General features: G+C 74.4%; 14 protein-coding genes and 1 pseudogene. 6 read left to right on the plus strand and 9 right to left on the minus strand.

Going from position 1 to position 12780, the window contains the following annotated elements; translation table 11 throughout:
- Positions 1-38 precede the first annotated feature (38 nt).
- Both ACLIYP_RS17390 and sigE read right to left on the minus strand, forming a co-directional pair.
- A complete protein-coding gene (locus ACLIYP_RS17390; protein ID WP_412714049.1) occupies positions 39-983 on the minus strand; it encodes an anti-sigma factor family protein in 945 nt (314 codons plus the stop codon).
- Positions 980-1750: an RNA polymerase sigma factor SigE gene (gene sigE, locus ACLIYP_RS17395; RefSeq protein ID WP_412714050.1), complete on the minus strand. Its 771-nt coding sequence runs from the start codon at positions 1748-1750 to the stop codon at positions 980-982. Before sigE ends, ACLIYP_RS17390 begins: the two co-directional genes overlap by 4 nt.
- Positions 1751-1901: 151 nt before the next feature.
- Here sigE and ACLIYP_RS17400 point away from each other — a divergent pair, with 151 nt between their 5' ends.
- The gene (locus tag ACLIYP_RS17400) at positions 1902-2600 is read left to right on the plus strand and encodes an O-methyltransferase (RefSeq protein WP_412714051.1); all 699 of its coding nucleotides are present in this window, start codon (positions 1902-1904) and stop codon (positions 2598-2600) included.
- Positions 2601-2750: 150 nt separating this feature from the next.
- Here ACLIYP_RS17400 and ACLIYP_RS17405 read toward each other — a convergent pair whose 3' ends face one another.
- Positions 2751-2918 carry a DUF3117 domain-containing protein gene (locus ACLIYP_RS17405; RefSeq protein WP_014137929.1) on the minus strand — a complete coding sequence of 56 codons (168 nt, stop codon included), beginning with the start codon at positions 2916-2918 and terminating at the stop codon, positions 2751-2753.
- A 289-nt stretch (positions 2919-3207) separates the two neighbouring features.
- On the opposite strand from ACLIYP_RS17405, the gene chcB reads away from it, so the two are divergent.
- Positions 3208-3996 (plus strand): 2-cyclohexenylcarbonyl CoA isomerase, encoded by a 789-nt coding sequence (chcB, locus tag ACLIYP_RS17410; RefSeq protein ID WP_412714052.1) that lies wholly within the window; start codon positions 3208-3210, stop codon positions 3994-3996.
- A 49-nt stretch (positions 3997-4045) separates the two neighbouring features.
- Here chcB and ACLIYP_RS17415 read toward each other — a convergent pair whose 3' ends face one another.
- Complete coding sequence (locus ACLIYP_RS17415) at positions 4046-4645, minus strand: DNA-3-methyladenine glycosylase I (RefSeq protein WP_412714053.1); 600 nt, start codon at positions 4643-4645, stop codon at positions 4046-4048.
- Positions 4642-5115, minus strand: a complete 474-nt coding sequence (locus ACLIYP_RS17420; RefSeq protein ID WP_412714054.1) for a DivIVA domain-containing protein — start codon at positions 5113-5115, stop codon at positions 4642-4644. The genes ACLIYP_RS17415 and ACLIYP_RS17420 overlap by 4 nt, the downstream gene beginning before the upstream one ends.
- A gap of 130 nt (positions 5116-5245) precedes the next feature.
- On the opposite strand from ACLIYP_RS17420, the gene folP reads away from it, so the two are divergent.
- Positions 5246-6106 (plus strand): dihydropteroate synthase, encoded by an 861-nt coding sequence (gene folP / locus ACLIYP_RS17425; protein ID WP_410536652.1) that lies wholly within the window; start codon positions 5246-5248, stop codon positions 6104-6106.
- Positions 6107-6204: 98 nt separating this feature from the next.
- On the opposite strand, the gene ACLIYP_RS17430 is transcribed toward folP, so the two are convergent.
- Positions 6205-7005 carry an LOG family protein gene (locus ACLIYP_RS17430; RefSeq protein WP_412714055.1) on the minus strand — a complete coding sequence of 267 codons (801 nt, stop codon included), beginning with the start codon at positions 7003-7005 and terminating at the stop codon, positions 6205-6207.
- A gap of 156 nt (positions 7006-7161) precedes the next feature.
- The gene (gene dapE / locus ACLIYP_RS17435; RefSeq protein ID WP_412714056.1) at positions 7162-8268 is read right to left on the minus strand and encodes a succinyl-diaminopimelate desuccinylase; all 1107 of its coding nucleotides are present in this window, start codon (positions 8266-8268) and stop codon (positions 7162-7164) included.
- 83 nt (positions 8269-8351) lie between these two features.
- Between dapE and ACLIYP_RS17440 the strand changes: the two genes are divergently transcribed.
- Together ACLIYP_RS17440 and ACLIYP_RS17445 are read left to right on the plus strand one after the other, a co-directional pair.
- Positions 8352-9293 carry a heavy metal transporter gene (locus tag ACLIYP_RS17440; protein ID WP_412714057.1) on the plus strand — a complete coding sequence of 314 codons (942 nt, stop codon included), beginning with the start codon at positions 8352-8354 and terminating at the stop codon, positions 9291-9293.
- Between the two features lie 446 nt (positions 9294-9739).
- Positions 9740-10261 (plus strand): ATP-binding protein, encoded by a 522-nt coding sequence (locus ACLIYP_RS17445; RefSeq protein WP_412714058.1) that lies wholly within the window; start codon positions 9740-9742, stop codon positions 10259-10261.
- A 97-nt stretch (positions 10262-10358) separates the two neighbouring features.
- Here ACLIYP_RS17445 and dapC read toward each other — a convergent pair whose 3' ends face one another.
- Together dapC and fdxA are read right to left on the minus strand one after the other, a co-directional pair.
- Complete coding sequence (dapC, locus tag ACLIYP_RS17450) at positions 10359-11471, minus strand: succinyldiaminopimelate transaminase (protein ID WP_412714059.1); 1113 nt, start codon at positions 11469-11471, stop codon at positions 10359-10361.
- A 90-nt stretch (positions 11472-11561) separates the two neighbouring features.
- On the minus strand, positions 11562-11888 hold the full coding sequence (fdxA, locus tag ACLIYP_RS17455; protein WP_093661226.1) for a ferredoxin: 327 nt from the start codon (positions 11886-11888) through the stop codon (positions 11562-11564).
- Positions 11889-12032: 144 nt separating this feature from the next.
- On the opposite strand from fdxA, the pseudogene ACLIYP_RS17460 reads away from it, so the two are divergent.
- Positions 12033-12656 (plus strand): annotated as a pseudogene (locus ACLIYP_RS17460) (GNAT family N-acetyltransferase, cg3035/Rv0428c family); the annotation flags it as partial.
- Between the last annotated feature and the right edge of the window lie 124 nt (positions 12657-12780).

Consider the following 12780-nt stretch of genomic DNA (forward strand, 5'->3'; position numbering starts at 1 on the left):
GAGGCGCGGACGGACGGGCCGCGCGGGGCACCGGCCGGTCAGCGGCCAGGCGGGAGCGTGGGCGCGGGGGTGGCGGTGCCCGCCGGAGCGGTGGCCGTGGCCGAGGGAGCCGCTGCCATGGGGCTCGCCGCGATGAGCGGCTGCCTGACGGACTCGTACTGCTCCGGCTGCCCCTCGCCGGGCGACGCCTGGTGCTGGGTGGGGTGTATCCGCGGCGGGTGCAGGGTGGGCAGCACATCGATCACCGGCACCACCGTCAGCCTGTGGTGCCGGGGGGCGTAGGCGGCCTCCAGGGGCGAGACCGACAGTACGGGCGGCTGTGTCGGCGCCACGGCCGGTCCGCTGGGCGCGCCTGTCCACCCCTTGCCCGTTCCCTCCCCCTGCCTGCCGCCGCCGCGCTCCCCGCCGCGCTCCGTCCCGACGGCCGCCGTCCGCGGCGAGCGGGCGCTCGTACCGCCGTCCCCGCCCGCGGCGACCGTGGAGCCGCCGGTGGCCGCGGAGGTGAGCGCGCCGCCGATGGCGAAGGCGGCCAGTGAGACCGCGCCCGCCGCCGCGAAGGCGAAGCGGCGGCCGCGCGACGACGGCCGGTCCGTCTCGTGGGCCCTGTGGATGCGGAATCCGCGGTCGGAGGCGAGCACGCTGCCGGCCGGCAGGTACTCGAAGTCCCACGGCGACGCGGAGGAGTCCGGCGGCCCGCCCCGGCCCCGTCCGGGGTCGTCGGCCAGGCCCCCGGGCAGCCCCTGGAGCCTGGCGAGCAGCCCCTCCGAGGGCGGCGGGGGCGCGGTGTCCGCGAAGACGCTCTTCAGCCTGCGCTGTGCGTCGGCCTCCGCCTTGCAGGTGTGGCAGGTCGCCAGGTGCGCCAGGACGCGCTCGCGCGTCTCGTGCCCCAGCTCGCCGTCCACCAGGGCCGCCAGCCGGTCGCCCAGGTGCTGCTCGGCCGGGGTCGGCTCCAGATCGGGTACGCCGTCGTATGTGCCGCTCACGCGGTGCCGCCCTCCCCTCCCACGGCACCGGGGAGCGCCCCGGCCAGAGCACGCTGCCCGGCGCGCGCCCGGGGGGACCGGTGCTTGAGGGCCTTGCGCAGGTGGGAGCGGCCGCGGTGGATACGGCTGCGGACGGTGCCGAGCTTCACGCCGAGCGTCGCGGCGATCTCCTCGTACGACAGCCCCTCGATGTCGCAGAGCACCACCGCCGCCCGGAACTCCGGGGCGAGGGTGTCCAGCGCCTGCTGGACGTCGGCGTCGAAGTGGGTGTCGTTGAAGTGCTGCTGCGGCGAGGGCTCGCGGCTGGGCAGCCGCTCGGCCGCGTCGTCGCCGAGTGCGTCGAAGCGGATGCGCTGCTTGCGCCGCACCATGTCCAGGAAGAGGTTCGTGGTGATGCGGTGCAGCCAGCCCTCGAAGGTGCCGGGGGTGTAGGTGGACAGCGAGCGGAAGACCCGGACGAAGACCTCCTGGGTCAGGTCCTCGGCGTCGTGCTGGTTCCCCGTGAGGCGGTAGGCGAGGCGGTAGACCCGTGCGCTGTGGGTGCTGACGATCTCCTCCCAGGTGGGAGGCGTCCACGCCGGAGCGTCCGCGTCGGTTGCGAAGGTCGCGGTGGTCACGGAGTCGGCGGCGTGGCGGTGGTCAGCGGTGTCGTTCACGGATTTCGGCTCGCCGGACGACCTGAGGAGGCGCCTGAGCACTCCCCGGTCCCCGGCCGCAGCCGCACCTCCCCTGTCGGCTCTGGTGGTGTCCAGTGGAGTCCCTACCATAGCCACCTCGCCCGTTAGCTCCGGATAAGTTTCTTTGACCCTCTTGCGGCCATGTGCCATGTACGTTCCCCCGCCACTCGCCGCACGGCCTCTGCAGAACCAACGCGCGGTCCCATCTGCGGGTTCCCGACGCCAACGGATACAGTCACGGTTGCGGGCACCACGGGGACAGGAGAGGGCGATTACCGGCAACCGGCAGACGAGCTGGGCGTTCGCCGACGCGTACGGCGCGGAGAACGTCCAGCACGCCGAGCGCTCCGAGCACTCGGCGGCGCTGCGCTGGGCTCGCGACCGGGCCCGGGAGGCGGGCCTGCGCGCGGTGTCGGACGGCACGGGCGCCGCGCTGCGGCTGCTGGCCGCGGCCGTGGACGCCAAGGCGGTGGCCGAGATCGGCACCGGCACCGGGGTGTCGGGCATCCACCTGCTGCACGGCATGCGGCCCGACGGCGTGCTGACGACCGTGGACACCGAGCCGGAGTGCCAGCAGATCGCCCGCCAGGCGTTCCGCGCCGCGGGCTTCGCGGCCAACCGCGCCCGCTTCATCCCGGGCCGCGCCCTGGACGTCCTGCCCAGGCTCGCCGACGGCGGCTACGACCTGGTCTTCTGCGACGGCGACCGGACGGAGTGCCTGGAGTATCTGGGCGAATCGTTGCGCCTGCTGCGCCCGGGCGGGCTGGTCTGCTTCGAGGGCGTCTTCGCCGACGGCCGCACCGTCGACTCCTCGGCCCAGCCCGCGGAGGTCCTCAGACTGCGCGAGCTGCTGCGCACCGTCCGGGACAGCACCTCGCTGCTGCCCTCGCTGCTGCCGGTGGGCGACGGCCTGCTGTGCGCGGTCAAGCGCGACCACTGACCGCGGCTGCCCGCCGCGATTCCCGGGCCGCCTCCGGAAGAGCACGCCCCCGGCGCCGACGGCACACCGCCGCCCCCGGGGCCGTGCTCTCCGGGGGCGGCGGTGGTGATGCGAAGACGGTGGTGGCGCCAGAGGTCTTGTCGTGGCTCCTCAGCCGCAGGCCTTCTTCAGAGCTTCGCCGAGTGCATCCGCCTCGTCAGGGGTCAGCTCGACGACGAGTCGTCCACCGCCTTCGAGCGGAACGCGCATGATGATGCCCCGCCCCTCCTTGGTCACCTCGAGCGGGCCATCGCCCGTCCGCGGCTTCATGGCCGCCATGCTCGTTCCCCTTCCTGAAACCAGCTGATCTCAGCCGGGCAACCCAGGTGTCGCCGGCGTCGAACACATTGCTTCCCGGCCATTATCCCGCATCGCACGACCTCATGACCAACATCGGTCCGTATCCCTTGCGCAACGCCCTCGCGCAAAACCACCCAATTCGGGGATCGGGCTGCAATACTGCGCCCTTCCTTCCCCCGGAGGGCGCCGCGGCCGTTTGACGCAGGTCACACGCGGCCCGCATGCGGACCCGTACCGGCCCCCGCCGTTCCTTGCCATGCTGGCCCCCATGTCAGACAACGTGGTCTACGAAGTGTCCGGAGGGCTGGCGACCGTCACCCTCAACCGTCCCGACGCCATGAACGCGCTCGACACCGCGCTCAAGGAGGCGCTGCGGGACACCCTGCGGGAGGCGGCCGGCGACCCGGCCGTACGCGCGGTGCTGCTGACCGGCAGCGGGCGGGCCTTCTGCGTCGGGCAGGACCTCAAGGAGCACGTCGAGGCGCTGCGGCGCAGCGGCGGCGGCGCGCTGGACACCGTGCGGGAGCACTACAACCCGATCACCCTGGCGATCGCGTCCATGCCCAAGCCGGTGGTGGCGGGCGTCAACGGCGTCGCGGCCGGCGCCGGGGCGGGGTTCGCCTTCGCCGCCGACTACCGGGTGGTCGCCGACACCGCCGCCTTCAACACCTCCTTCGCCGGGGTGGCGCTCACCGCCGACTCCGGGGTGTCCTGGACCCTGCCGCGCCTGGTCGGCCCGAGCCGCGCCGCCGAACTGCTGCTCTTCCCGCGCAGCGTGAAGGCGCAGGAGGCGCTGGAGTTGGGCATCGCCAACCGGGTCGTCCCGGCCGACCGGCTGGCGGCCGAGGCCGAGGAGGCGGCGCGGCGGCTCGCCGAGGGCCCGACGGTCGCGTACGCCGCGCTCAAGGAGTCCCTGGCCCACGGCTCCTCGCACTCGCTGGCCGAGACGCTGGAGAAGGAGGCCGAACTCCAGGCCCGGGCCGGCGCCTCGGAGGACCACAGGGCAGCGGTGGAGGCGTTCGTCGCCAAGGAGAAGCCCGTCTACCGCGGCCGCTGACGCCCCGTCGGGGAGCGCCCCGCGCCGGGTCCGGCGCGGGGTGCCGGGCTCAGCCGGCGGCGCGCGGCACGCGGGCGCAGCAGTCAGCCAGGTGGTCGTCGACCAGGCCGCACGCCTGCATCAGGGCGTAGGCCGTGGTGGGGCCGGTGAAGCGGAAGCCGCGCTTCTTGAGCGCCTTGGACAGCGCCGTGGACTCCGGTGTGACCGCGGGCACCTCGGCGAGCGTGCGCGGCGCGGGACGGCCGGCCGGATCGGGGGCGTGGGACCACACCAGGGCGTCCAGTTCGCCCGGCTCCCACTCGGCCGCGACCTTCGCGTTGGCGATGGTCGCGTCGATCTTGGCGCGGTTGCGGACGATGCCCGGATCGGCGAGCAGCCGTTCCCGGTCGGCGTCGGTGAACCGCGCCACCTCCGCGATCCGGAAGCCCGCGAACGCCGCCCGGAAGCCCTCCCGCCGGCGCAGGATGGTCAGCCAGGACAGCCCGGACTGGAACGCCTCCAGGGACAGCCGCTCGAACAGCGCGTCGTCGCCGTGCACCGGGCGGCCCCACTCGGTGTCGTGGTAGGCGGTGTAGTCCTGCGCGGACAGGCCCCACGGGCAGCGCAGCCGCCCGTCCGGGCCGGGGAGCGCCGCGCCCCCGGCGGTCACCGCCGCTCCCCAAAGCCGTCGCCGGGAAGCGTGCCGGGGCGGTCCCCGAGATCCTCACCGAGGTCCTCACCAGGGGCCTCGCCGCGGTCCTCGGCGGAGTCCTCGGCGGAGTCCTCGCCGGGCCTGCCGAACATGTCGGGCCCGCCCAGCGCGGTCGCCTGCGTGCCCGCCAGCGAGGCCTCCAGCTCGGCGATCCGGGCGTCGCGCTCGGCCAGTTCGGCGCCGAGCCGGTCCAGCACGTCGTCCACCTCCTCCATCCGGTAGCCCCGTACGGCCTGCGGCAGCCGCAGCGCGTCCAGGTCGGAGCGGTTCAGCGGGCGGTCGGGCGGCAGCCAGGCGTCGGTCCGGTCCGGGAGGGCGTCGGCGAGTCCGCCCGTCGCGGTGCGGCCCGGCCCGTCGCCGCCGCCCACCACCGCCAGCGCGACCGCGGCGACCACCACGACCAACGCGATCAGCAGAAACCAGAACACGCCATCTCCCCGGGTCCGACACGCCAAACGGCAGGTACAGGTCTCCTGTGATCGTGCCACGGCGGGAGGGCTAGGGTCGGCTGCGGGGCACTGTGCGGTGCCGGGGGACCGCGGGAGGAGAGGACAGCGGATGCTGCGGCTGGGACGGCGCGAGTTCGGCGAGCACGAGACGGTGGTCATGGCCATCGTGAACCGGACTCCGGACTCCTTCTACGACCGGGGCGCCACCTTCCGCGACGGACCGGCGCTGGACCGGGTCGGGCAGGCGGTCTCGGAGGGCGCCGCCATCATCGACATAGGGGGTGTGAAGGCCGGCCCCGGCGAGGAGGTCTCCGCCGAGGAGGAGGTGCGGCGCACGGCGGGTTTCGTCGCCGAGGTGCGGCGGCGCTGGCCGGACGTGGTGATCAGTGTGGACACCTGGCGGCACGAGGTCGGCGAGGCGGTCTGCGAGGCGGGCGCGGACCTGCTCAACGACGCCTGGGGCGGCGTGGACCCGAAGCTGGCCGAGGTGGCGGCGCGGTACGGCGCCGGGCTGGTGTGCACCCACACCGGCGGGGCCGCGCCGCGCACCCGCCCGCACCGGGTGGCGTACGACGACGTCATGGCCGACGTGCTGCGCCGTACGGTCGCGCTCGCCGAGCGCGCGGTCGCGGCGGGGGTGCGGCGCGACGCGGTGCTGATCGACCCCGGACACGACTTCGGCAAGAACACCCGCCACTCGCTGGAGGTCACCCGGCGGCTGGAGGAGATGGTGGCCACCGGCTGGCCGGTGCTGGTGTCGCTGTCCAACAAGGACTTCGTCGGGGAGACCCTGGACCGGCCCGTCAAGGAGCGGCTGACCGGGACCCTGGCCACGACCGCGGTCTCCGCCTGGCTGGGCGCGCGGGTCTACCGCGTCCACGAGGTGGCCGAGACCCGGCAGGTGCTCGACATGGTGGCCTCCATCGCGGGTCTGCGCCCGCCGGCCGTGGCCCGCCGCGGTCTGGCCTGAGCCCGCTCCGGCCCGAGCCGCGGTCCGGCCCCGGCCGGGCCGCGCCGGCCGGGAGTGCCGCTACGGCCGGTGGTGCCGGCCGGGGCGCGCCGGGCCGGTCAGTCCGGGTCCTCCGCCCGGAAGCCGTCCCCCGGCGCGCCCTTGCCGGAGGTCTCCTTGGTGACCAGCGCGATCGCCTCGTCCACGTCGTCGGTGAGGTGGAAGAGCTCCATGTCGTGGGGGCTGATCTTCCCGCTGGGCACGACGGTGGCGCGCAGCCAGTCCACCAGCCCCCGCCAGTAGTCCGTGCCGAACAGCACGATCGGGAAGCGGGTGACCTTCCGCGTCTGGACCAGGGTGATCGCCTCGAACAGCTCGTCCATCGTGCCCATGCCGCCCGGCAGGACGACGAAGCCGCTGGCGTACTTCACGAACATCGTCTTGCGCACGAAGAAGTAGCGGAAGTTGACGCCGATGTCGACGTACCGGTTCATCCCCTGCTCGAAGGGCAGCTCGATGCCCAGGCCGACCGAGGTGCCGCCCGCCTCCCTGGCGCCCTTGTTGGCCGCCTCCATCGCACCCGGACCACCGCCGGTGATCACCGCGAAGCCGGCCTCCACCAGCGCCCGCCCGATCCGCACCCCGGCCTCGTACTCGGGCGACCCCTCGGGGGTGCGCGCCGAGCCGAAGACGCTGATGGCGGGGCCGATCTCGGTCAGGGTGCCGAAGCCCTCGACGAACTCCGACTGGATGCGCATGACCCGCCACGGGTCCTGGTGCAGCCAGTCCGAGGGGCCGGCGGTGTCCAGCAGACGCTGGTCGGTGGTGCTGTGCTGCACCTGGCCGTGGCGGCGCACCACCGGTCCGAGGCGCTGCTCCCGCGGCGCGTCCCCCTGCTCGAACTCCTCCGCACTGGCCATGCCGTACTCCCTTGTCGACGCCGACGTACAGGCCGCCAGGGTACGCAGGCCCGGACCACGCGGAGCGGAACTTGCCCGGACGCACCGGCGGCCACCGGATGTCGCGGGGCCCGCACCGGCGGTGCGGGCCCCGCGGATCAGCCGATACCCAGCGGATCAGGCGGTAAGCCAGGCGCGCAGCCGCTCCTCGCAGTGCCCGATCAGCGCGGTCTCGACCCTCTCGTCGCGCTTGTGCGCCAGATTCGGGTCCCCGGGGCCGTAGTTGACGGCGGGCACGCCCAGCGCGCTGAACCGGGAGACGTCGGTCCAGCCGTACTTCGGCCGCGCCTCGCCGCCGACCGCCTCCACGAAGGCCGCCGCGGCGGGGTGCGTCAGGCCGGGCCGCGCCGGACCGGAGCTGTCGTCCACCTCGAACTCCGCCACACCACAGCCGGCGAACACCTCCCGCACGTGGGCGAGCGCCTCCTGTTCGGTGAGGTCGGGCGCGTAGCGGTAGTTGACGGTCACGGCGCACTCGTCGGGGATGACGTTGCCCGCGACGCCGCCGGTGATCCCCACGGCGTTGAGGCCCTCGCGGAACTCCAGTCCGTCGACCACCGGCCGCCTCGGCTCGTACGCGGCCAGCCGGGCCAGGATCGGCGCGGCGGCGTGGATGGCGTTGGCGCCCATCCAGCCGCGCGCCGAGTGGGCGCGCTGTCCGGCCGTGCGCAGCACGACCCGCAGCGTGCCCTGGCAGCCGCCCTCGACCTGCCCCTCGGAGGGTTCCAGCAGCACCGCGAAGTCCCCGGCCAGCCAGTCGGGGTGGGCCCGCGCCAGGTGGCCGAGGCCGTTGAGGTGGGCGGCGACCTCCTCGTTGTCGTAGAAGACGAAGGTCAGGTCGCGGTTCGGCTCGGGCACGGTGGCGGCGATCCTGAGCTGGACGGCGACCCCCGCCTTCATGTCGGAGGTGCCGCAGCCCCACAGCACGCCGTCCTCCAGCCGCGAGGGCACGTTGCCGGCGATCGGGACCGTGTCGATGTGCCCGGCGAGGACGACCCGTTCGGCCCGGCCCAGTTCGGTACGGGCGACGACGTTGTTGCCGTACCGGTCCACACGCAGGTGCGGCAGGGCGCGCAGCGCGGTCTCGATCACGTCCGCGAGCGGTTTCTCGTCGCCGCTGACCGAGGGGATGTCGACGAGGCGCGCGGTCAGCGACGCCGCGTCCAGGGTCAGGTCCAGGCCCTCCTCGGGGGCGGGTCCGGGGATTTCGGTGGCACGCTCCATGCGGCCGACCCTACCTGGCGTCCGTCCGTGGGATCCGCGTCACGTCCGGGTCCCGGACGCGGTGGGCCCGGTACCTTTGTCGCGTGTCCGAGCGAGCTTCAACTCCGCGCCGCGGCAGGCTGCTGCGCCTGGCCGCCGCGTGCGTCGTACTGCTCGGACTCGCCGGGTACCTCCTCGTGCGCCACGATCCCGGCGGGTCCGGACCGGCGCGTTGCACCGTGACCGCGGCCGGCGGTGAGCCGTACGTCATCGAACCGCAGCAGGCCGCCAACGCCTCGACCATCCAGGCCGTCGCCTCGGCCCGCGGACTGCCCGAGCGGGCCGTCACCATCGCCCTGGCCACGGCCATGCAGGAGTCGGCGCTGCGCAACATCGACTACGGCGACCGCGATTCCGTCGGCCTCTTCCAGCAGCGGCCCTCCCAGGGCTGGGGGACGGCGGAGCAGATCATGGACCCGGTGTACTCGGCCGGGAAGTTCTACGAGCACCTGGTGGAGATCCCGGGTTACTCGCGGCTGCCCCTGACCGTCGCCGCGCAGCGGGTGCAGCGCAGCGGCTTCCCCGACGCCTACGCCAAGCACGAGCCCAGGGCGGCGCTGCTGGCCGCCGCGCTCACCGGCCGCCGGGCCGCCGCCCTGAACTGCGTGCCCGCCAAGGCCACTTCCCAGAAGACGGCCGCCGGGGACCCGGTGCGGGTGCGCGAGCGGCTGGTCCGCGAGTTCGGCGCGGACGTCCTGCCCGAGTCCTCCGGTCTCGACGGCGGCGGCGCCGGGCGCAGCGCGCCGGGCCCGGTGGTCTCCGTCCCCGTCCACACCCCGGCGCGCGCCGGTGAGGCGGACGCCGACCGCCGCGGCTGGGAACTGGCGCACTGGGCCGTGGCCCACTCCCATGAACTGGGGATCGAGCGCGTCTCCTACGGGAAGCGGGTCTGGGAGGCGGACCGGGCCGCCGAGGGCTGGCGTACGGCCGGGGACGGCACCGGCACCGGCACCGGCACCGAGGTCGTCATCGCCGCCTCGCGCTGACCTCCGCCCCGGCGCCGTGCGGCGGCGCGGCGATACGGCGATACGGCGATACGGCGATACGGCGAAGGCTCCGCGCCGCCGCGTCACCGCACGGCGTCTCCCCCCGTCACCCGAACGGGGGTCTTACGTCCCGGCGGCCGAGCTGCCGGAAGCCGTCGGCGCGGCCCTTCGCCGACCCCGGTGAAGTCACGGAAAACCCTTGGCGTCACCGGGGTCCGGCGCTTTCCGGGGGCCCCTCGGGGCGGCCCCGTCCGCCGCTTCCCCCACCACCGGGGCGATCGGCGCATTGCAAATCCTTTACCCGGACGACCGCAACCTCCGGGCCTCCCGGCCCGATAGGCACAGCGTCCGGGGGGCGCCGCCCCGGCCGGATGAGCAACGACGCCCTCCGGGCCCGACGGCCCGCGGGAAACCTCAGCAAGCCTCTTCTCCGTCGAAGGAGCAACATGTCCCTCCCCCTCTCGCGCCGGATCGCACGGACCGCGCTGCTGGTCGCAGCGGGTGCCGCCTCCGCAGTCGGTGCGGCCGGTTCCGCGAACGCCGCCGAACTCCTGCCGCCCGCCAAGAACCTGGGCGGAGTGAGCAACCTGGACGGCGCGAACCTGGGCGACACCATCGACGACACCTCGCGCAGGGCGAGCGCCCAGGTGGCCGACACCGGCGGCAAGGCCGTCGAGAAGACCGTGCCGACCGCGGGCAGGACCGTCGGGGCCGCGGGCAAGGCCGCCGTCCCGGCCGTGCAGAAGACCGCCGACGACACGGTGGGGACCGCCGGTTCCCTCCTCGGTGAGGCCTCCAAGCCCGCCACCGGCGGCAAGGGCAAGGCCGCCAAGGCGGGCAAGGCCGTCAAGTCCGCCAAGGGCAAGATGCCCGCCGTCGGCAAGCAGGCGAAGGCCGACTCCCTGACCGACGGCCTGCCCGGAGCCGGCAAGCTGCCGCCGGTCGGAAAGAACCTGCCGCTGCTCTGACAGCGGTCCGGCGCCGGCAGGCGCGGGCGCCACGGCCGGGCGGGGCCCGGGGATCGCATCGCGCGATCCCCGGGCCCCGCCCGCTTCCCCGCGCACCTCACGCGGTCAGGCGCCGCACCGCCTCCCCCACACGCTCGTCGGTGGCCGTGAAGGCGACCCGTACGAACCGCTCGCCCGCGGGGCCGTAGAAGTCGCCGGGCGCCACCAGCACCCCGCGCCGGGCCAGTTCCCCGACCGTGTCCCAGCAGGGCTCGTCGCGCGTCGCCCACAGGTACAGCGACGCCTCGCTGTGCTCGATCCGGAAGCCGCTCGCCCGGAGCGCCGTGCGCAGCGCCGCGCGCCGTGCCGCGTAGCGCTCGCGCTGCACGGCCACGTGCGCGTCGTCGCCGAGCGCCGCCACCGTGGCGGCCTGCACCGGGGCGGGCACCATCATCCCACCGTGCTTGCGCACCCGCAGCAGCTCCGCCAGGATCGCCTCGTCCCCGACCAGGAACGCGGCCCGGTAGCCCGCCAGGTTGGACCGCTTGGACAGCGAGTGGACGGCGACGACGCCCTCGTGGCTGCCGCCGCAGACGTCCGGATGGAGGACGGAGACCGGCTCGGCCTCCCAGCCCAGCTCCAGGTAGCACTCGTCGCTGAAGACCAGCACCCCGTGCTCGCGCGCCCAGGCGACGGTGGCCCTCAGCTCCTCCTTGGGCAGCACCCGGCCGGTGGGGTTGGAGGGGGAGTTCAGCCACAGCAGCCGCAGGCCCTCGGGGTCGAGCTCACGGGGCGATTCGTCGTAGACCACCGGCTCGGCGCCCGCCAGCCGCGCCCCCACCTCGTACGTCGGGTAGGCCAGCCGCGGGTACGCCACCTTGTCCCCGGTCGCCGGCCCGCCTCCGATGCCGAGCTGGATCGGCAGCCAGGCCACCAGCTCCTTGGAGCCGACGACCGGCAGGACGTGGGTGTGCGCCAGTCCCCGCGCGCCCAGCCGCCGCTCGCTCCAGCCGACGATCGCGTCCCGCAGCTCCGCCGTGCCCCAGACCGTCGGGTAGCCGGGGCTGTCGGCGGCCCCGGCCAGCGCCCGGCGGACCACCTCGGGCACCGGGTCGACGGGGGTGCCCACGGAGAGGTCCACGATGCCGTCGGGGTGTTCGGCCGCGGTCTTCTTGTACGGCTCCAGCCGGTCCCACGGGAAGACCGGCAGGCGGGAGGACAGGGGTGGCACTTGGCTTCGCTCTCTTTCCTGGAAAAGCCCCGGTCCCGCACGGCTGCGGGGCCGTACGGGACCGGGGTCAGTGCTGCGGGTGGCGCGGGGTCACTCGTCGTGGCTCTGCGGAGGGAGCGCGGCGACGAAGGGGTGGTCGCGCTCGATCAGGCCGAGCTTGCTGGCGCCGCCGGGCGAGCCCAGCTCGTCGAAGAACTCGACGTTGGCCTTGTAGTAGTCCTTCCACTCCTCCGGGACGTCGTCCTCGTAGAAGATCGCCTCGACCGGGCAGACCGGCTCACAGGCCCCGCAGTCGACGCATTCGTCCGGGTGGATGTACAAGGACCGCTGGCCCTCGTAGATGCAGTCGACGGGGCACTCCTCGATGCATGCCTTGTCCTTCAGGTCCACACAAGGCTGCGCGATGACGTAGGTCACGCTGTCGTTCCTCCTCGGTAGGGCGCGGGCAGCCGGTCCGGTTGTGGCTGAGCCGCGTGGCGCGCGGGAGCGCGGCGTCGTCGATGCCCGCCTCTAGTATCTCCGTTCCCGGGCAGGAGACGAACAGGAGGGGTGGTCACGAACGTGGAGTTCACCGTGGGCGGACGACTTGAGCTTCGCATCAGCGCCGACGACGTGGGGAAACGTGTCTCGGTGCGCAGTCTGACCGGATCCGCGGACACCGGTGCCGCCTTCACCGACACGGTCGGCGTTCTCACATCCTGGAAGGACGGTGTGCTCTCCATCACACGGCGTGGCGGGCAGAGCGTGGTGGTCGAGGAGTCGGCCCTGGTGGCGGGGAAGACCGTGCCCGCCGAGCCCGCCCGCCGCCGCGGCCCGGCGGCGGGGGTGCGGGAGCTGGCGGAGGTCGCGGCGCGCGGCTGGCCCGCGGTGGAGACCGCCCGCCTGGGCGGATGGCTGCTGCGCGCCTCCGGCGGCTTCACCGGCCGCGCCAACTCCGTCCTCCCCCTGGGCGACCCCGGCACCGGCCTGGACGAGGCCCTGGCCGAGACCGCGCGCTGGTACGGCGAGCGCGGGCTGCCCCCACTGGTGCAGATCGCCACGGGCGCTGCCGGGGGCGACGAACTGCTGGCCGCCGAGCTGGAACGGCGCGGCTGGACGGCCGAGCGGTTCGCGGTCTTCTGCACCGGGGCGCTCGCGCCGCTGGCCGACCGGGAGCCGGACGGCCGGGTCCGGCTGTCGCGGCGGCCGCCCGCTCGCTGATGTCCCCCTCGCCCTCGGGCACCGGCCGGCCGCAGACCCCGGTCACCCGCCTCGCCGGGAGGTCCACGTCCTGGATCTCCAGGGAGAGCAGGTCCAGCACCCGCAGGTC

Origin of the sequence: Streptomyces nanhaiensis (assembly GCF_046614825.1) — a bacterium.
Classification (GTDB): Bacteria; Actinomycetota; Actinomycetes; order Streptomycetales; family Streptomycetaceae; genus Streptomyces; species Streptomyces radiopugnans.

What these genes read in the sequence shown, in the direction of transcription:
- sigE (WP_412714050.1), bottom strand. Translation starts at nt 1,750, where the DNA reads ATGGTAGGGACTCCACTGGACACCACCAGAGCCGACAGGGGAGGTGCG.
- ACLIYP_RS17405 (WP_014137929.1), bottom strand. Translation starts at nt 2,918, where the DNA reads ATGGCGGCCATGAAGCCGCGGACGGGCGATGGCCCGCTCGAGGTGACC.
- chcB (WP_412714052.1), top strand. Translation starts at nt 3,208, where the DNA reads ATGTCAGACAACGTGGTCTACGAAGTGTCCGGAGGGCTGGCGACCGTC.
- folP (WP_410536652.1), top strand. Translation starts at nt 5,246, where the DNA reads ATGCTGCGGCTGGGACGGCGCGAGTTCGGCGAGCACGAGACGGTGGTC.
- ACLIYP_RS17430 (WP_412714055.1), bottom strand. Translation starts at nt 7,005, where the DNA reads ATGGCCAGTGCGGAGGAGTTCGAGCAGGGGGACGCGCCGCGGGAGCAG.
- dapE (WP_412714056.1), bottom strand. Translation starts at nt 8,268, where the DNA reads ATGGAGCGTGCCACCGAAATCCCCGGACCCGCCCCCGAGGAGGGCCTG.
- ACLIYP_RS17445 (WP_412714058.1), top strand. Translation starts at nt 9,740, where the DNA reads ATGTCCCTCCCCCTCTCGCGCCGGATCGCACGGACCGCGCTGCTGGTC.